We start from the raw sequence: 19,483 nt of genomic DNA, 5'->3' as shown, positions 1-19,483 counted from the left end.
CTGTTCTACAAAACGAAATTAGTTCGAAGTAGAAGTAGAAGTAGATGTTGAAGTAGATGTTGAGTCGCTATCTGACGCTGCAACTGCTACTACAGTTACTGCTGCTGCTGCGCCTACACCTACAGCTGTAGTGCCAGTTGCTGACGCAGAAGCTGTGCCTGTTGAGCCTGCTTCTTCTGCTGCAAATGCAGTTGTTGCGCTTAGAGCCATAAGAATAGCTAGAGCTGTATTCTTCATTATTAATCCTTGTGTATCCGGTATAAAAACATCGATGTTTGGTAGCATAAAAATGCTCCAAATTATATTCTAGATAAAAAAGCCTTAGCATGTAAATAGTTTCTTATTTTGCCATGGCTTTCGATCTCATTTCTAACACCAGCGTGACATTGCGCGGTTATCTTGCTCCCTTGCTTGCTGATAAACTATCAAGAGTGCATAATTTGTCGGCCTATTTCCTCCAGAACTAGAGGTTTGGAGGAAATAGGTCGTTTTTACTTACACCATATAGAAAGCGATACAGTGGCTTACGCTCAACGCCTCAGGGCGGTAGCGTGCCAACTCTTCAGTATTTAATGGCCTGCATAGCACGCTTAACTTTGCTTTGGCAGCCCATATTATTACCAGTACTAGGGACTTTTACGTGATAAGAAAGCAGCATTGTTTGGGAATACTTGGTGCACTGGGCTTGAGCCTGAGTTCTTTTTCAGCGTCAGCCGATTTTTATGCTGGTGCGTTAGTGAGCTACTCAAATGCAGAATTGAAAAGCTCGTCTTCTGAGTCCGTAAAAGAGGGGAATCCTTTCCTTCTTAGTGCGCAAGCAGGGTACTTCTTTAATGACTACATTGGTCTCGAAGGACGTTATGGGACATCAGTTCAACGTGACAGTGGTCTTGCCGTTGATAGCGCTTTGAGCGGCTTTGTTAAGTTGAATATGCCGGTTTCAGAGCGAGTTGCACTTTATGGTTTAGCTGGGTATTCAAGCGTTCAGCTTGATCTACAAAATGTAGGTTCTCACAAAGAACAAGGATTTAGTTTTGGGTTAGGTATGCACTACGCTTTAAATAACCAAAGCGCGGTGATATTTGAGTTCGTTGATAACGTCTCTGAAGACCAAGTTCGCCTTAACTCGATTACATTGGGTTTTCAGCACCGTTTCTAATTTAAATACCTAGAGCTCAAACTTGGGGCTAGGGTCTTTTATTCAATTATTATAGTGACATACCATGTTTAAAGGATATTTCTCTATTGCCGCTTTTATATTGGCAAGTACGTTTGCGTCTTATTCAATGGCACAAACACCCACTCCAGAACAAATGAAAATGTTTCAAAACCTACCCGCCGACCAACAAAAGGCCTTGGCGAGTAAGTATGGTTTCTCCATTCCTTCTAGTTCATCTTCAAACAAGTCTCCCTACGAAAATCCGCAAGTAATCCAACCTAGAACTGAAGCTAGTAGCGCTGTATCTTCCAATATCGAAGAACAATGGCTCAAAAAAGGTGAGCAGGGAGAGCTTAAACGCTTTGGTTTAGATCTTTTTGCTGGTTCTCCAAGCACCTTTGCTCCGATCAGTGATGTTCCTGTGCCAGCAAATTACACCGTGGGTGCAGGTGATGAAATCATTGTGCAGTTGTTTGGTAAGGAGAATGAAACGCATCGTTTACGCGTAAATCGTGCGGGCACAATCAACTTCCCCTCACTTGGGCCGGTAAATGTTGCTGGCATGCACTTTTCTGATGTTCGTGACTCTCTGACGCAACGTGTAAAAGAGCAAATGATTGGTGTGCGCAGTGATATCTCATTGGGTGAATTACGCACCATGCAAGTGTTTGTAATGGGGGATGCATATAAGCCTGGTGCCTACACGGTTAGCGCATTAACGACAATTTCACAAGCTATTTATTACAGCGGCGGTTTTGGTGAAAGTGGGGCGCTGAGAGATATCCAGCTAAAGCGTGATGGTAAAATCATTCGTAAGTTGGATATGTATGACCTTTTACTAAAAGGTGATGCAAGTAATGATGTGCGCTTGCTACCGGATGATGTTGTTTTAATTGGTTCTGTTAACGATACAGTGTCTATAGAAGGTGAAATCAACCGCCCTGCAATTTATGAAGTCAAGCAAGGTGAAACATACCAGCAACTTATTCAGATGGCTGGTGGTTTTACTGCGAATGCCCATGTCGAGCAATTGGAGATAAAACGCTACGCTTCACATGGCGCTCGTGAGGCTCTGACGCTTGATTTCAATAAAACGCAAGATCGACAGAGTAAAGTTAAAAATGGCGATGCCATCAAGATCTTGAAAAAAAGCGAAGAGCTTACTCGTTACGTACAGATAGAGGGAGATGTTCGTCATCCTAGCTATGTGGAATGGCGCAATGGTCTTCGTGTTGCTGATCTTTTCAAATCTGTTGACTCAGCTTTTAATTCTACAGCTGATGTTAACTATGCGGTTGTGGTTAGAGAGATTAATCCGCAACGTGATATTGAAGTGTTCCAACTAAGCTTAGCCAACGCAATTCTATCACCAGGTAGCCAAGACAACCTCCAGTTACAATCACGAGATCGTATATTGGTTTTCAACCGCTTTAATAACGAAGACTTGGATACATTGGCAACACAAGAGGCTGTTTCAAAAGCAAAAACATTGGAGCAAGCGCAAGAGCAAGCTGAGCTGGAACAACAGAAAGAGCAAGAAGTGATGAGCTCTTCTGTTGCCGTTTCGCATTCAGCAAACGGTACGCTGAACAACCCGAGCACCACAGAGCAGGCGAAACCAGCTAAAATCATTTTCCGTGGTAAAGAGATTACAGAGGAAGACTTTGAAAAGCTGAAGCAAAATACTCGTCGCACTTTACTTGCCCCTGTCTTGTTACAACTTCAGCAACAGTCTCGTTTGGGACTAGCCCCTCAAATTGCTGAAGTCTTTGGTGAAGTCAAGCACCCAGGGCGTTATCCGATTACTCCAAGAATGACGGTATCAACGCTTATTGAAGCAGCTGGTGGTTTGACTTACAACGCATTTACAATTAATGCAGAACTAGCACGAACTGCGATTAATAGTGCGGATGAACGTGCTTATATTGATGTTGAACGTATTGATCTGCGTAAAGCAATTCAAGGCAGTGCTTCGGACGATGCAGTTATCGTGGGGCGAGATCGTTTGAACATCTTAGAAAAGCCAAATGTGAAGCTACAAAGCACAGTCACTTTACAGGGTGAAGTTCGTTTCCCAGGAACCTATACCGTGCGTCAAGGTGAAACCTTAAGTGAGTTATTGGACCGAGCAGGTGGTCTCACAGAGTTTGCTCATCCTCAAGGAGCAATATTTACGCGTGAAGCATTGCGTTTACAAGAGCAGAAGCTTTTAAACCAATATGCAGCAGATATGCGTAAAGAAACAGCGAAGAAGACGTTCCGAGCCGATAGTAATATGGGCTCTGTAATTTCAGACCCAGAAAAAACACTAGCATTTGTTGAGGAAGCAAGTCGCAGCAAAGCACTTGGCCGTATGGTGGTACAGTTAAATCGCATCTTAAAGGGTGAGCGTTCAGCAGATTTTATGCTAGAAGATGGAGACTTCCTTTTTGTCCCAACCTTCCGCAATACTGTATCGATTATGGGTGAAGTTCAGGTTCCAATTACCTACTTGTTAGACAACAAACTTGATGTTGATGATTACTTGAACAAAGCGGGTGGAGCTAAGAAACAAGCGGACGAAGACCGTATTTTTGTAGTGCGTGCGGATGGTTCTGTTTACAAGCCTTCATCAGGTTATTGGTTCGGAAACAATAAAGAAGGGTTAAAAGCAGGCGATACTATTGTAGTACCAATTGATACCGACTACCGTGATGCATTAAGCACATGGACTGCAGCAACGCAGATCCTTTACCAAACAGGTGTTGCTATCAACGCACTGAAGTAATGACTTAAGCCACTCAACAAGAGAAAGGGGGAGAAATCCCCCTTTAATATTAATGGAAAAGAATCAACTTGAACTAGATATTGGTGAGCTAATACGCTTACTTTGGCAACAGAAAATAATGATCGTTGCTATCACATTTATATTTGCGGTTGCGTCAGTGCTTTTTGCTATTTCAAAGCCAAATCTCTACAAATCTGAAGCTGTACTTTTTCCGGTAACAGACAATACGCCTAGCTCAACCGTGGGGCAATTGGGTGGTTTAGCTGCGTTAGCGGGGTTTGGTAGCCAAGACAGTTCCAAACAAGCTATTGCTTTAGAGTCCCTACGCTCAAGAGTATTCTTAGGAGCATTCATTGAACGTAGAGATATTTTGATCCCATTAATGGCAATCGAGCATTGGGATGCAGCTACTGGAAAAGTATATATTGACCCGGAGATCTATGACGAAAGTACAAGCACTTGGACAAGAGTTGTTAGTGACGGAAAAACACCAAAGCCAACCATTTTAGAGGCCACGAAAGTTCTTAATGAGTTACTCGTTATCGATTCAAATAAAACGAGTGGTTCAACTATTGTTTCTTTGACGAACCAATCGCCAGTTTTAGCAAAACAATGGCTTGATTGGCTGATCTCAGACCTGAACGAATGGATGAAGAACAAGGACATCAACCAAGCTAAGAATAATATTCAATACTTAGAGAAGCAGCTGAATCTTACAAACCTCTCTGAAATGCAGAATGTTTTTTATCAATTAATTGAAGAGCAAACTAAGAAATTAATGCTTGCTGAGGCACAAGAGAACTACATCTTCGATATTATCGATCCACCAGTGGTTCCGGAAGAAAAAGATAGCCCAAGTCGAGCTATTATTTGCGTTCTTGGTACGTTAATTGGTGGTATTCTGTCAATTATTATCGCACTAATACGAATTGCAATAACACGTAAGAATGCTTAGCTTAAATTTAGAACCAATGAAACGGCTAGAAGGGCATGTTTATTTATTCACTCTTCTAGCTCCTTTATCTGTAACTAAATGGAATAAAGTTGTACTTGTTGTACTTTTTCTTTCGGCTGCGTTGAGTGTTGGATATTATTTTCTTTTAGCTAGAAAGATTAAATTTGAAAAGTACTCACTGACCACATGTGGCCTTTTCTTAGCAGTGTTTTTAGTCTCGCTGTTTAGTATAGTGTTCAATCGAGATTACTTAGTCACTGAATATCTTAGAACTGTAATAATAGGGCGACTTTTCACCTTCACTGCTTTAGTGCTTAACTTACTTGTTATTCTCATGTGGTTACCAAGTGCGAATGAAAAATCAGTAAAGAAATTACTGTATTATGGCCTATTCACTACATTCACTTTTGTAATCTTAGGGTATTGGCAGCTTATAAGTAAGCAACTTGGAATTCCATTTTTCATTGATACACGAGATTGGATGCATGGTGTACCAGCAGCTTTGCGTTCTGTTTTCCCTTCTAGAATAACCTCTATTGCAGAAGAGCCAAACTTTCTATCCCCTATTTTAATGGAGTGTTTAATTCTTATTGCTCTATTAATTAGAAGCAAGTTCTGGAGTGTAGTTTTGCTAGGAATGACTACTATTATCGTTGTGTTGTCATTCTCCGGTGGGGCATACGTTAACTTCGCATTATTATGTGCATTTGTCTTTTTCTACATATTTTTAAAAACTGCGACAACTGGTAAAACGAGAATAAGTCATTTCGTGATAATGTTAGCAGTTGTATTTTTTATTGGTGTAATTGTCTACTTTGGCGCTCTCTTTCTTGAGTTTATTTACTATAAATTGCAGCATGAAGCTAGTGGTGGTTCTTCACGAAGCCAATTTATGATTTCATTTTCGAACCTAATCGCAGAGTCAAGTATAACACAATTAATTTTTGGCCACGGGTTAGGGACAATGTCAGTCCTAGACAGTTTTGGTATGCGTAGTGAAGACTACCTATTCAGAATAACAAATAACTATGTTTTAGATATGTTTTGGGAAGGTGGAGCGATCGGTGTTTTTTTGATTTTTTCGTTTTTTACTGCATTAATTCTACCTGGCATAAAGCATGGATTTTTATCTCGATATTACTTTTTAGGGGCACTGATGGGGTTTCAAATACTTGTAACATCAAGTTATCGTTCTGAATATTTGAGTACCCATTTTACCTGGGCAGTATTAATTACATTATGTATTTATAAGTTGGCAGAGTTTAAGCGAAATGTTATCGATTGATGTGCTGATTAGCACGCTCAATAATGGTATAGAGCAAATTTACGATAATGAACTTCCCATAGTTGAAGGGGTTCAATATATCATTATTCATCAGACTTCTGTAGCTTATGAGCTTTCCAGTAAGATTCATAAGTTGCTCGAAAATAGGAGTGATATCAAATATCATCATATAGATACACTCGGCTTATCTAATAGCCGTAATGCTGCATTAGCAAGAGCGTCATCTGATTTGGTTGTATTTTGTGATGATGATGTTTACTTTTTAACTGACGCGTTCGATAAAATCAGAAGTGTCTTTGATATAGATGAAGAGATCGATATTGCAACTTTCAAAGTAGTTACTCCGGAAGGCGAACCCTTTAAAAACTATCAGTCAAAAGCATTTACCCATACATCAAAAACCTTGTTTAGAGTCTCCTCCATAGAGGTTGTTGCTAAAAGAGAGAGTTTACAGAAGGCTCGTTTATCGTTTGATACAAACTTTGGTTTAGGTAGTGGCTTACCTGCGTCAGAAGAGAATATTTTTCTTCTCGATTGTTTTAAAAGTAAACTAAATATCAAATACTTTCCTGAGTTTATAAATTGTCACCCTAGTGAAAGTACTGGTAAAAATTGGTCAAATAAAGCAATGCGATCAAGTAAGTTACCTTTTATGTATCGTTGTTTTGGTTGTCCGTCTTATCTTATATTCATTCTGTTTGCTATTAAAAAATACCCAGAATATCGGAAGGATATTGGTTTTTTTAAAATGATATCAGAGAATATTAAGAGCTTGAAAAAATATATTGAAGTTAGGTGAACGTCTCTAAATGAAGAAAGTTAGCGTTTATATTATTACTCAAAATCGAGCAGAGTTAGCAAAAAGAGCAATCCTCTCGGTGTTTGAGCAAACATATAAAAACATTGAAGTGATTGTCGTTGACGATGCATCAAAAGATACAACATCAGAGATGATTGCTGAATTGCAAGAAAGATATCCAATTACTTATTTTAAAAATAGTGAAGTAAAAGGTGCTTGTTTCTCCAGAAATGTAGCGATCAATAATGCAAGTGGTGAATTCATCACAGGTATGGATGATGATGATTATTTTACTCCAGAGCGTATTGCAACACTCGTAGAATATTATAATGATGATTATGCTTTTGTTTGTGCAAATATATTGGAAGTAACGAAAGAAGCGAAGACTAAGCGTAGTTTTGGTTTTGTGGAAGGAGAGTTTACTTTAAAAGAACTTTTGCATCATAACTTAGTCGGCAATCAAATTCTGACAGAAACGGAGAAGTTGAGAAGTATTGGTGGCTTTGATGAGTCTTTCCCTGCATTTCAAGATTACGATACTTGGGTTCGTTTAGTGGCGAAGTTCGGAAAAGCTCTAAAAATTTCTGATGCAAATTACTGTTTAGAGACTGATCATGGAGGAGAGCGGATTTCCTCGTCGAATACACGAAAACATCAAGGTTTTTTACTCTTTGTGGAAAAACACAGAGACAAAATGTCAAAAAATCACCTTAAATCGATGAATATTTTAGAGTTTAAAGTGCAAGGGAAACCGCTGTCATTCATTAATATGTTGAAAAATATCAACTGTGGGAACTATCGCTCGGCATTATCTTTATTTAAGAAAAGTTTTAACGGCGTTTGATTAATTCATTCGCCAAAGTTGTTTAACTCATAACACTCATTGAACCAGAAAGTTTATTGAGGGGTCTGTGAAGTTATAGCGCTCTCTAGGTATAAAAATGAGTTCAACAAAAAAAGCACTAAAAAACACAGCTTGGTTATTTAGTGAGAAAATTATTACACTGGCAATAACTTTTCTCATTAACATTTTTCTGGCGAGATACTTGGCGCCGGAACAATTTGGACAATACAACTTCATTGTTTCTTTCTTAGCTTTATTAGCGCCTTTTACATCGTTAGGGCTAAATGCATTAGTAACACGAGAGATTGTCAATGGACGCAGTCAATATGAAGTTCTATCTTCCTCTTTTTTACTCCGTGTTATCGGAGGAATTGCTGGAGCGATATTAGCAATTGTAGCTGTATTAATTTGGCAGAGCTCAATTGAACTTGTGGATCCGAAATGGTTGATTGTTGCAGCAATTGTCAATATATCCTCAGCATTTTATGTCATCGAGTTCTACTTTCAAGCTGAAGTTGCATCTAAGTATTTGGTTTTGGTTCGAGTTACAACACTGGCGATATCAAGCATTGCAAAGCTAGTCTGTATTTATATTAAAGCCGATTTAAGCTTCTTCATCTGGGTGTTTTTTGCAGAACTTGCTGTTCGAGGTGTGCTTTATGCGTCAAGTTATCTCTATTACAATAAACGTTTCGCTGAAGCTATCAAAGTCGAGCATGTTTCTTGGGATAAGCCCTATGCGCTTTCGTTGTTAAAACAGTCTAAATGGCTTGTCTTATCTGGGTTTATGTCAGTTGTTTATCTAAAAATAGATCAGCTCATGATTGGTCAAATGGTCGGAGCAACCGAGCTAGGTATCTATTCTGTGGCCGCAAGACTGTCTGAAGTATGGTATTTCTTCCCACTTGCATTAACCACATCGTTCTTCCCTCGACTTTTGAAAGCACGTAACGACCAAGTTAAGTATAACCTTCAACTTGAACAATTATGTGGGATATTACTTTGGATGGCGGTAGTAATTGCGATTGCCGTCTCTTTATTAGGAACGTGGCTTGTCCCTCTTGCTTTCGGGGAGCCTTATGCTCCAGCTACTCCAATACTTACTATTCATATCTGGGCTGGTTGCTTCATATTTATGCGAGCCCTACTTAGTAAGTGGTTGATAGCAGAGGGGCTTTTAAAGTTCTCTCTCTTTACCCACGGTATCGCGGCCATCATCAATGTGGTGCTCAATTACGTTATGATCCCCAAGTTTGGCGGAGAAGGAGCAGCAATTTCCACACTGATTTCATATGCGAGCGCAAGCTATTTCGTTCTTTGGTTCCATCCCAAGACTCAAATTATGGCAGTAATTATGACCAAATCGATATTTATGCCGATAACATATTGTATTAGGAGTTTTAAATGAAAAGCCTGTTACTAAAGCTTTTGAACAAGAATACAAAAACTCGAATTAAAGCGTTAATTGAAAACACTAAAGCAGGGTTGATGCGAGTAATGTCCAAAACTCGTTTTACGTCTTCTCTTTACTACACGTTTTTTAGCACGGAGTTTTATCGTGAACACCAATCGGTTCTCAAAGGAAGTCTGCGGTATCACGATAATAATACCAAGGCAAAAGACAACCGAGTTCTGTTGAGACGAAATGTACACCGTCTTGAAAAGGGCTTGATTATGCGCCCAAGAAGAGATGTATTTGCTACTCGATACATTCAAGAAACCGTTGATGCTTTCGTTGTCACTTGCAACAACCAACAACTTAAAAAGGAAGAGTTGGATTGGTGTGTGAGCGTGCTTAGCTATTTCTTTGAAATTGCGGGTAAAGATAGTGATATTGATAAAGCAAAAGCTGATTACTTTGCGTGCTTAGAGAAACTTCAATCTCTAGATGAGCTAACGATGTGTTCAGTTCCCTATGCGAAAAACACAAGTGAAGTTTCAGAAATTACGACTGAGCAGCTAGAAAAATTGTTTAAACAACGCCGCTCGACTCGCTGGTACCTTGATCAGTCAGTTGAAATGGAAAAGATCGAGCGAGCAATGACAATTGCAAAGCAAGCGCCTTCTGCCTGTAACCGCCAACCATTTAAGTTTCATGTTGTAACCGACAAAGATATGGTGAATAAAGTTGCTGATACCGCAATGGGTACAGTTGGCTTTGGGCATAATTTTCCAATGATTATTGCGATTGTTGGAGACCTTTCAGCATATCCAGCAGAGCGAGATCGCCACGTTATCTATATTGATGGCTCATTGGTAGCAATGCAGTTCGCTTTGGCATTGGAAACAATGGAACTAAGCTCTTGTATGATCAACTGGCCGGATGTAGAAGACCGTGAAAAGAGACTTGAAAAATTGCTGGATTTGGATCCTCACGAACGTACAGTCATGTTAATGTCAGTAGGTTATGCAGACCCTGAAGGTTTTATCCCATTCTCTCACAAAAAAGACAACTCAGATTTGATAAAGGTAGTTAAGTAATGATCGTTGAAATTAAAGGTGTTCAATTTGTTAATAAAGGTGCAGAACTCATGTTGCACGCTGTTATTCAAAAATTGAATGAGTTTGATCCTAGTGCAGAGATTGTGTTGGCACCTAATGGCAATTCGCCATATAAAGCGCGTGCCGAGGTTAATGCTTATCAGAAGCTGTCTTTGAAAAAGCGCTTTTTGGACCTAAATGAGCTGTCATACTACCTACCGTCTAAAGTTAGAAAGTGGCTAAAAACTAATTGGGGTATTGTTACGGAAGCAGACGTTGACGTAGTGTTGGATGCATCTGGTTTTGCTTATGGCGATCAATGGCCCACCAAACACCTTGAAGCGGTAGCTAAAGAGGTTAAAAGACTGGTTAAGCATGATAAAAAGTTCATTTTTATGCCGCAAGCTTTAGGTCCATTCACTGATGCAGATAAACAAACAGCAGTGAAGGAGGGTTTTAGTGAGGCCACACTTATTTTCGCTCGAGAGCAAAGCAGTTTTGATGGTATTCGACCTCACCTTGAAGATACATCCAAGTTAAAAATTGCGCCTGACTTTACGAACCTTGTGAAAGGTGAGCTTGAAGAAGATTACGCGAAATACAACAACACTGTGTTTATCATCCCTAACTACAATATGGTAAACGAGCGCAACACCAATACTACCTGGAAATCACGCTACCTAGATTTCTTAGTAGAATCTGTTGATAACATTGTTGATCTAGGCTTTACGCCAGTACTGCTGAACCATGAAGGCAAGCACGATGGTGAGCTGTGTGAAAAAGTGCAAGCAACAACATCTCATCCGATTGAAATTATTCAAGAGACCAACCCTTTAAAAGTAAAAGGTTTGATTGGCTCAAGCCGAGGCATTATTTGTTCTCGCTTCCATGGTTGTGTAAGTGCATTAACTCAAGGTATTCCTTGTGTAGGTACGAGCTGGAGCCATAAATACGAGAATCTTTTTGCTGAATACAATCGTGCTCAATTCTTAGCAACACCAGAGTGGTCCAAAGAAGAACTTAAAGTAGCATTGTCAGACTCCATCAGCACAATAGAAGAAACGATATATACTGAGAAAATTTCAGAGTACAAAGCTCAAACAGAAGCAATGTGGGCTGAAATCTTTAAGAAAATTAAATGATAGCAATTATCCTCAGAAGTGTTCTGGGGATAACCTCTAGTTTAATTAACTTGTATAAGTATGGATGATTAAAAAGTCAGTATAATGCAAAAGAGCCAATCCCTTGTTTCTATAATCATGCCTTCATATAACTCTGATGGCACCATTTTAGAAAGTATTCAAAGTGTACTATCCCAAACTTATAAAAACTGGGAGCTTATAATAGTAGATGACAGATCTACCGATAATACTTGGCAAGTCATTCAAACATATGCTGATAAATACGATAACATTCGTGTATATCAGAACAAAGAAAACCTAGGTGCAGGAGCGAGCCGGAATTTTGCTATAAAAAAAGCAAAAGGCCGCTTTATTGCTTTTTTGGATTCTGACGACCTTTGGACAGAAGACAAACTAGCAGAGCAAATTCCATTCATGCTGGAGAATAACTACCCACTCACATACACTCACTACAGCCGTTTTACTAGTGAAGAAGAGCTGAGTGTTGTAACTGCTCCCGAATATACAACGTATAAAAAACTTATGTACAGTAATGTTATCGGGTGCCTGACCGCCGTTTATGATACACAGGCACTCGGTAAGCGCTATATGCCTCTTATTCGTAAACGTCAGGATATGGGATTGTGGTTAGATATACTGAAAGATACTCCTAAAGCGTACTGTCTACCTAAGCCATTAGCAAAGTATCGGATGGATAGTGGTATGACAGCTAACAAATTTAGCGTTTTGTCATATCAATGGAAGTTTTACAGAGACGTGGTAGGCTTGAGCTTGCCAAGAAGCCTATTTACATTTTCTGTCTACGCCGTTAAAGGTACGATGAAACACCGAACTAAGCGCAAATCTTAGTTTCCTTAATCCTCGATAGAGCTTACAGAATATACACACAAAAAGAGCAGCGACCGTAAGGCGCTGCTCTTTTTTATACCTGTGATCCGTTCGATTAACTTCGCCGTGTTTTAGCGACCCATCCCAAATAACACCGTTTTGACTGTAAGGAAAAGAATCTTCACTTCCATCATCCAGTTTTGGTGTTTGATGTAGTAGACATCGTATTTATGCTTCCAAATAGCGTCTTCTACCGATGCGCCGTAAGGATATTTTACTTGAGCTAGGCCAGTGACCCCAGGTTTAACGGCGTGACGAAAGCGATAGTAAGGAATGGCTTTTTCCAACTCAGAGATGAACACTTCACGTTCTGGGCGAGGGCCAACCATCGACATCTCTCCCTTTAGTACGTTGATTAACTGAGGGAGCTCATCAATGCGAGTTTTACGAATAAAACAGCCGACTTTCGTTACGCGCGCGTCATTTTTTGTTGCCCATTGGGCTCCGTTCTTTTCTGCATCGTTCCGCATCGAGCGAAACTTAATCACTTCAAACTCTTCATTATACTGGCCGGTACGACGCTGTTTAAAGAATACCGGACCTGGCGATTCAAGCTTAATGAGTAGTGCCGTAATAAGCCCTACTGGAATAGCAACCCATGACAGCATGAAAACAAACAACAGATCGATGAAGCGTTTTTGCCAGCTGTTCTTACGATTAGAAAGGATAGAAAAAGCTTTTTGGTGTAAGAAGTAGCCGCTGTGCAAAAGCTCAGTTTCAGTATATCCGAGTGAACGGTCAAAATAGCTCACTAATGGCTCAACCCAAGCACCTAGCTCTGTCGCCGCGACAAGAAACGCTTGCTGTTCAGGATCTAGATGCGAGCTTTTGAAGTGGCAAAGCGTTTTGCTCTTGAAGTCTCTAAGAGAATAGTTATTAACCTGAGCGTTAATCTCAGGATGCCTCTTAAGTACTTGAGCAATTTTTGCTTCGTCTTCTTTTGGACAGTAGATATAAAGGCAAGCATTTGATTCACTTGCGGATAACTCGTCCAATGCTGATGTTATGCTGATAGAATTATGCTTAGTTAATTCAGAAGCTTCTCGTTCTTGAAGCGTGTCGCTCATACTGTCTGTCATAGGAATGGAATAAGTTGTTATCGACTAGCCAATTGCTTACAAGTCGGCGATTATAATTTATTTCGTATAGAAATTATATCCCTGAATCCAGAACATGCTCATAACTTTGTTAATTTTCTTGAACCTGAGTCCTTGTTCATGACTTGTTTTTGAATCTTAACGTAATTATATCAATGAACTCGAAAAACTATGTTTGCGATATATTATATTGCCTCGAAATTAAATGATTGTTCATTTCACTATATAACGCAGTTATATCCGAGGGTTATCAGTTGTTGATAAAGCGATCTTTTCGACGCTTGTTCACCATGAATAAGGTGAACTTCTTTCGGAGGAGTAGGAATACCAGAAACAAACTGTATTAAATCTTCCCTATCCGCATGTGCAGAGTAACCTGACATGGTATGTACTTGAGCCTCCACTCTAACGCGCCTTCCTTCAATCAATATGTTCTCTTCTCCATCCTGAATTCGCCGACCTAGCGTCCCTTCTGCTTGATAGCCTGCAAATAACACATCATTTCTTTTATCTGGCAGCAATGCTTCTAAATAATTGACGACACGTCCACCTTCACACATACCAGAGGCCGCAACTACGATAGCAGCTTCTGCCGTGCTCGCGAGTCGATTGACGAGCTTTAAATGGTCAGTGTGGCTTTCGACGGTAATACATTGATCAAACGCAAGAGGGTGTCGGTGATGCTCGAGCCGCTCTTTCGCTTCAGCTCCCCAAAGCTTTTTAAATTGCCTATAGGTAGTAGTTACCTTTTTAGCCAAAGGAGAATCGAGAATAATAGGCAGAGAATCTTGCAAGGCGTGCTCATGAATAAGCTTTTCTATATCAAACAGTAACTCTTGAGTTCTCCCGACGCTAAAAGCAGGTATAACAATTACGCCACCATCCTGAAGTGCGTGCTCAATAATAGAAAGCAATCGCCTACTGCGAGACTCAACATCTTCGTGAACTTTATTGCCGTATGTTGACTCGATAAACAAATAGTCAGCTTTTTCAGGCGATACCGGGTCAGGTAGGAGAGGCGTGTTGCGAGGTCCCAAATCCCCTGAGAACACAACAACTTCATTGTTTGATAAATGAAACTCAACATATGCAGACCCTAAAATGTGTCCTGCTGGTTGAAAGCGAAGATAGGTATGTTCTTCTATCTCTATCCATTGGGAGTAAGAGCAAGGGCGAATAAGCGTTCGAATAAAATCGAGCAAGCTTTCCCTTTGATGGCGCCTCATGCCTAACTGGAGCTTTAATCCATCTTCTAACATAAGCGGTACGAGCTCAGCGGTGGCTTCCGTACAGTAGATAGGTCCCTTATAACCTGCAGCCAATAGCCAAGGTAGCCGACCAACATGATCGATATGAGAATGGGTTAGAGCAACCGCTTTGAGATCAGAGATAGAAAAGTCGATATTCAAACTCTCCTGCTGAGCATTATCTTGACCTTGTAGCAAACCACAGTCGATCAGCACACTTCCATTTTGTAATACGAGCTCGTGACAAGAGCCTGTAACCGTATTTTTCCCACCGTGGTGCAGTACTTTCATAACGAAACGACGCCTTTTCCTTTGTTAACCCACGCTTACGAGTATTTGCTTTTATATAGCGACACCTCGCGACGTAAAGACGGCTCAGTCAATCGCGCAATGAACAAGGTAAGCAGAAAGTGGTGAATAAGTGAGCGCATTGTAGGCAAGGATAATGAGAGTAAGAAAACAGCAAAACCGAAAGTTTAGAGAGACTTAGATATTCGTCATAAATTTGACTGTGTAGTATTGCAACCTGTTGTGATGCAATTCATATTATTGCAACTATTTTCACTTAGGCTTCTGAGATTAACGCGTTAGCTATACAAACATCAGCTATGCCGGAAGGAGTTTAATAATTAGTAAGTCAACAAAAAAGCGTCACGTTTATGGCGAGTTAAGTGTCAGAAAAAAGACATTTTTTTGCAAGCTTTTTGCACGTTCTACTTTTAGTTGCAACGTGTTTACTATACAATTCGTCTCCTGTTTGGAAACGCAACCATTAAACACTACGTATAAAACTTGCTTCTAGGAGCCAGACCTAGGGGCGGTAGCGTGCCTAAATCATCTGTTAGTCTCTTTCCTAACAGAAGAGAGACCAAGCAAGATAATTTTTAATAATAATAAGCACCTAAGTGCATTTCTGGCAAGATTGATTTATAAAAAACGAGAACTATTACAAATTTATGTAATTCCCTTTTGTCAGAGGGACGCTCAAAGCTAACAAAGTGGCGAGCAAATGTTGGTTAGGCATAGGTTACAATTTAAATCTCCATTTCTCATACCTATCAAAACCCAATACTAGGTTTATAGAAGTACATAACTACCGGCCCAAACCGTTAGTTAGTGTATTCAGCTTTGTATTTGGCCTGCCTATAAAGGCTGAGAACCGATGACCGTCACGAGCTAGTGTCGGTGGAACTCAGTTACTTACATATTCAATATTAGAAATTAGCGTTTGCAATGCGTTACAACCCACGTTGGCTAATGTGGTTTTGTCACGCCAAAAAATCACCTGCTCATTCTTAGAGTTCGGCGTGTCTAGATACGAGCGAAGCAAGAATCAGCAGTATCGGACCTGTGATGCAATGGAATCCGTAAAGGGAATCAGTCGGATGCGTTATAGATTTACCTCAAACTTATTTAATAACACAGTTGGCTACCATGAATAATGCATATTTATTTGTATTTATTTTGTCGTTCGTTCTACTTTTTGTTATGCGCAAAGTTGCTAAGCGCGTAGGTCTAGTAGATAAACCCAATGCAAGAAAGCTCCACCAAGGAGTAGTACCCCTTGTAGGAGGCATCTCCATTTTCTCTACTATACTGGTCGGGTTCCTTCTGTTCCTACCAATGAATGACAACCTATCACTCTACTTATCTTGTTCGGCTGTGCTTATAGTGCTCGGCGCATTAGATGACTACTACGATGTAAGTTTCAAAATTCGTCTTATTATCCAAGCAGGAATATCCCTTGCGATGATTTACATCGGAGGCCACAGCTTACACGATTTAGGCTACTTAATGGGGAGCGAAACCATTGCCCTTAATGAAGTCGCTGGCGCAGTGATCACCGTTATTGCGGTAATAGGCGCAATTAACGCATTCAATATGGTTGATGGTATAGACGGCTTGCTGGGCGGGTTAGCCTCGGTCACCTTTACAGCATTAGGTATTGTGTTTGCCTACAACGGAAACGAATACTTAGCCACGATCTGTTTAATGATAGTGACTGCGATGCTCCCTTATATCTTCCTGAACTTAGGTTTCCCACTAGGTCGTCGCTTTAAGATCTTCATGGGCGATGCAGGCAGTATGTTTATCGGCTTTACCGTGGTCTGGATGCTGATTCGCGGCACACAAGAGCCAGGAGCTGTAGCTTTCAAGCCAGTTACAGCGCTGTGGTTAATTGCCTTACCGTTGATGGACATGGCAACCATTATGATTCGTCGCGTTCGTAAAGGTCAGTCACCATTCCAACCAGACAGAGAACATCTACACCATATTTGCCAACGTATTGGGCTTTCACCAGGTGCAACGTTAATTTTCATCTGTTCTATGGCATCCATTTGTGCTGCGGTAGGCTTATGGGCTGATTTTACTAATGTAAGTGAATCAATAATGTTTATTACTTTTTTGGTTCTATTTGGCTGCTATTTCTTTTTAATCTCCCATATTTGGAAGTTCTTAACATATTTTAATAAAGTGTTTAATAAAAACCTCCATATAAGAACGGAACTAAAGTAACGGTTTGATTTTAGGCTAGCGTTATTATTATTTTATAATTTAATTTTTTGGAAAATTGAGATGACTTTATATAAAGATATACTTGAAGTTGAGGGTGGACAGGTACCTAAAGGTATTGTGACTGTATCTGGAGCTAAAAATTCTGCTACACGTCTTTTGGCTGCGGCCACTATTTGTGACGAGCCTGTAACTTTAACCGGTTATCCAACAAGCCTAGTTGACTCAAAGCATAAAGAAAGATTCCTCAATAATAATGGTGTAAAAACTGAAATTGATGGTGACTCAATCTATATCGACTCTCAAGATTATGAACCACATGAATTGGATGATTACTTCTATCCGATTAGAACAACCTATCTGTTAGTTGCAGGACAACTTAAGCGCTCTAGAATAGCTTACATACCGTATCCTGGAGGATGTAATATAGGTGCGAGAAAATATGATGTACATATATCTATTTGGGAAGAGTTTGGTTGTAATGTCGAGGAAAGGGAAAATTGTATAGTTATAACTGCACCTGAAACGATAGAGTGTTGTCAATTCGAATTTCCGATTTCAACAGTTGGAGGTACAGAAAATGCTCTCTTAATGGCCTCTATAGCTAAGGGCACCTCTGTACTATCTAATGCTTATATAACACCAGAAATAGAAGATTTAATTGAGTTTCTAAAAAGAAGTGGTGTGGAGATAAATGTAATTGGACAAAGTTATATTAAAGTCACAGGTAGTAATTTATTAAAAGGACATACTTATCATGTATTACCTGATAGGATCGAAGCACTGACATGGTTAGTATATGGTGCAATATCTGGAGGGGAAATTTTGATAAAAAATATTCCTTTTTCCTCTATGGAAATTCCATTAATGTACCTTAAGAATGCTGGGGTCGATTTTTTTCAAAATAGCGATAGTATTTATATTGGTCCTTCTTGCATGGTGGATGGGCATGCACATTCATTCGAAGTCGCATGTGGCACCCACCCTGGAATTATTTCTGATATGCAGCCCTTTTACGTGATGTTAGGGTTAATGTCCGTAGGGAAATCTAGAATTCATGACTATAGATATCCAGAAAGAATTAGCTATCTATCTGAATTGCAGAAATTTATAAATTTAGATTTAGAAGCATCTGTTGGACAGATAACGACTAATGGTCCTGTGATATTCAATGCATCTGATGCTTCAGCAACTGATTTGCGCGGTACTATGGCTGCGGTTTTAGCTGCATTATGTGCTCCTTCTGGAGTCTCCAGAATTACAGGTGTTTCAATGGCACTACGTGGATATAATGATCTCATAATTAAACTAGATGGTCTGGGTGTAAAAGTTAAATATTCACAGTAAATTTTGTAGAGACTATTTAAAGTTGACTTTATATGACAAGTTTATCAGAAAAATCTTATTGGAAAATAGGCGGTAATTGTAATAATTTTAATGAAGTAAATGATCATAATGAACTTTATGACGTTGTCATTAAAAATGAAAAAATAATTACCATCGGAAATGGAACAAATATTCTTTTTGATTCTAATGGATATGATGGATGTATTGTAAAGCTAGGAAGTGGCTTTAGATATATTAATTTAATAAATGATGATGAAATTGAAGTCGGGGCTTCTTATCCCATTCCTCATTTAGTACGTTTTTTATCAAAAAATGGATTGGGTGGTATAGATCATTGTATTGGTATACCTGCAACTTTGGGCGGGCTAGTTACAATGAATGGTGGAAGTCAAAGAAGATCTATATCTGAGAATATAATTAGTGTTAATACAATAGATCATAAAGGTAAAATTAAAATTTTTTCTTGTGATGACTGCAAGTTTGGATATAGAGATTCAATATTTAAAAATAATGAATTAATAATTACAAGTGTTCGGCTTAAATTGGATAAAATAAACCCAAATTCAAACAGAACTAATTTGTTAAATATTCTATCCGAAAGAAGGAATAAATTCCCTAGAAAAATTCCTAACTGTGGTTCTGTATTTAAAAGCTCACCTGAACTTTTTGAAAAGCTTGGACCACCTGGAGCTATTATTGAAAGTCTCGGTTTGAAGGGGCTGAGAGTTGGTGGTGCAGAAATATCAAAATTACATGCGAACTTTATTCTAAATACCGATAGCGCTACATCAGATGACATTATAAGTATTGTTTCAAAAATAAACAAAGCTTGCTATGAAAAGTTTGCTATTGAATTGAAATCAGAAGCTATTTTTTATGATAAGGGTGGAGAAGTTTATCAATTAGAAGAAATTGCAAGAATAAAAGATAAAAACCAACGACTCTTGTGAAGAGTTAA

Annotated in this window: 16 protein-coding genes; 13 read left to right on the top strand and 3 right to left on the bottom strand. The window is 39.4% G+C overall.

The annotated features are described in order from the left end of the window. Nucleotides 1-18: 18 nt before the first annotated feature. Nucleotides 19-237: a hypothetical protein gene (locus tag R7P35_RS17980; protein WP_031780921.1), complete on the bottom strand. Its 219-nt coding sequence runs from the start codon at nucleotides 235-237 to the stop codon at nucleotides 19-21. A 403-nt stretch (nucleotides 238-640) separates the two neighbouring features. On the opposite strand from R7P35_RS17980, the gene R7P35_RS17975 reads away from it, so the two are divergent. The 10 genes from R7P35_RS17975 to R7P35_RS17930 all read left to right on the top strand — a co-directional run bounded on the left by R7P35_RS17975 (nucleotide 641) and on the right by R7P35_RS17930 (nucleotide 12,281). Beyond that, nucleotides 641-1,159 (top strand): porin family protein, encoded by a 519-nt coding sequence (locus R7P35_RS17975; protein WP_054579400.1) that lies wholly within the window; start codon nucleotides 641-643, stop codon nucleotides 1,157-1,159. Between the two features lie 64 nt (nucleotides 1,160-1,223). After that, the gene (locus R7P35_RS17970) at nucleotides 1,224-3,926 is read left to right on the top strand and encodes an SLBB domain-containing protein (RefSeq protein ID WP_054579399.1); all 2,703 of its coding nucleotides are present in this window, start codon (nucleotides 1,224-1,226) and stop codon (nucleotides 3,924-3,926) included. Between the two features lie 52 nt (nucleotides 3,927-3,978). Continuing rightward, complete coding sequence (locus tag R7P35_RS17965) at nucleotides 3,979-4,881, top strand: Wzz/FepE/Etk N-terminal domain-containing protein (RefSeq protein ID WP_042522616.1); 903 nt, start codon at nucleotides 3,979-3,981, stop codon at nucleotides 4,879-4,881. A 16-nt stretch (nucleotides 4,882-4,897) separates the two neighbouring features. Then, nucleotides 4,898-6,166, top strand: a complete 1,269-nt coding sequence (locus tag R7P35_RS17960) for a hypothetical protein (RefSeq protein ID WP_225466402.1) — start codon at nucleotides 4,898-4,900, stop codon at nucleotides 6,164-6,166. Further along, complete coding sequence (locus R7P35_RS17955) at nucleotides 6,153-6,965, top strand: glycosyltransferase family 2 protein (protein WP_054579398.1); 813 nt, start codon at nucleotides 6,153-6,155, stop codon at nucleotides 6,963-6,965. The genes R7P35_RS17960 and R7P35_RS17955 overlap by 14 nt, the downstream gene beginning before the upstream one ends. A 10-nt stretch (nucleotides 6,966-6,975) precedes the next feature. Next, nucleotides 6,976-7,809, top strand: a complete 834-nt coding sequence (locus tag R7P35_RS17950; RefSeq protein WP_042522619.1) for a glycosyltransferase — start codon at nucleotides 6,976-6,978, stop codon at nucleotides 7,807-7,809. A gap of 97 nt (nucleotides 7,810-7,906) precedes the next feature. Continuing rightward, nucleotides 7,907-9,217, top strand: a complete 1,311-nt coding sequence (locus tag R7P35_RS17945) for a flippase (RefSeq protein WP_042522620.1) — start codon at nucleotides 7,907-7,909, stop codon at nucleotides 9,215-9,217. Then, nucleotides 9,214-10,290 carry a nitroreductase family protein gene (locus tag R7P35_RS17940; protein ID WP_042522621.1) on the top strand — a complete coding sequence of 359 codons (1,077 nt, stop codon included), beginning with the start codon at nucleotides 9,214-9,216 and terminating at the stop codon, nucleotides 10,288-10,290. Before R7P35_RS17945 ends, R7P35_RS17940 begins: the two co-directional genes overlap by 4 nt. Then, nucleotides 10,290-11,432, top strand: coding sequence for a polysaccharide pyruvyl transferase family protein (locus R7P35_RS17935; RefSeq protein ID WP_054579397.1), 1,143 nt, complete (start codon nucleotides 10,290-10,292; stop codon nucleotides 11,430-11,432). Before R7P35_RS17940 ends, R7P35_RS17935 begins: the two co-directional genes overlap by 1 nt. 84 nt (nucleotides 11,433-11,516) lie before the next feature. Continuing rightward, the gene (locus R7P35_RS17930; protein WP_054579396.1) at nucleotides 11,517-12,281 is read left to right on the top strand and encodes a glycosyltransferase family 2 protein; all 765 of its coding nucleotides are present in this window, start codon (nucleotides 11,517-11,519) and stop codon (nucleotides 12,279-12,281) included. Nucleotides 12,282-12,391: 110 nt separating this feature from the next. On the opposite strand, the gene R7P35_RS17925 is transcribed toward R7P35_RS17930, so the two are convergent. Together R7P35_RS17925 and R7P35_RS17920 are read right to left on the bottom strand one after the other, a co-directional pair. After that, on the bottom strand, nucleotides 12,392-13,399 hold the full coding sequence (locus R7P35_RS17925; RefSeq protein WP_017820724.1) for a sugar transferase: 1,008 nt from the start codon (nucleotides 13,397-13,399) through the stop codon (nucleotides 12,392-12,394). A 239-nt stretch (nucleotides 13,400-13,638) separates the two neighbouring features. After that, nucleotides 13,639-14,955, bottom strand: a complete 1,317-nt coding sequence (locus tag R7P35_RS17920) for an MBL fold metallo-hydrolase (protein WP_258458319.1) — start codon at nucleotides 14,953-14,955, stop codon at nucleotides 13,639-13,641. Nucleotides 14,956-16,098: 1,143 nt separating this feature from the next. Here R7P35_RS17920 and wecA point away from each other — a divergent pair. Genes wecA through murB form a run of 3 tightly spaced genes read left to right on the top strand, consistent with a single transcriptional unit; the run spans nucleotide 16,099 to nucleotide 19,475 of the window. Continuing rightward, complete coding sequence (gene wecA / locus R7P35_RS17915) at nucleotides 16,099-17,181, top strand: UDP-N-acetylglucosamine--undecaprenyl-phosphate N-acetylglucosaminephosphotransferase (protein WP_318092424.1); 1,083 nt, start codon at nucleotides 16,099-16,101, stop codon at nucleotides 17,179-17,181. A gap of 60 nt (nucleotides 17,182-17,241) precedes the next feature. Next, nucleotides 17,242-18,525, top strand: a complete 1,284-nt coding sequence (locus tag R7P35_RS17910) for a UDP-N-acetylglucosamine 1-carboxyvinyltransferase (RefSeq protein WP_064368937.1) — start codon at nucleotides 17,242-17,244, stop codon at nucleotides 18,523-18,525. Nucleotides 18,526-18,557: 32 nt separating this feature from the next. Further along, entirely contained in the window at nucleotides 18,558-19,475 is a 918-nt protein-coding gene (gene murB / locus R7P35_RS17905; protein WP_064368938.1) for a UDP-N-acetylmuramate dehydrogenase, read from the top strand. Nucleotides 19,476-19,483 lie beyond the last annotated feature (8 nt).

Source organism: Vibrio sp. Vb0304 (genome assembly GCF_033338995.1).
GTDB lineage: Bacteria > Pseudomonadota > Gammaproteobacteria > Enterobacterales > Vibrionaceae > Vibrio > Vibrio alginolyticus.
This window is presented reverse-complemented; position numbering and strand designations above follow the sequence as displayed.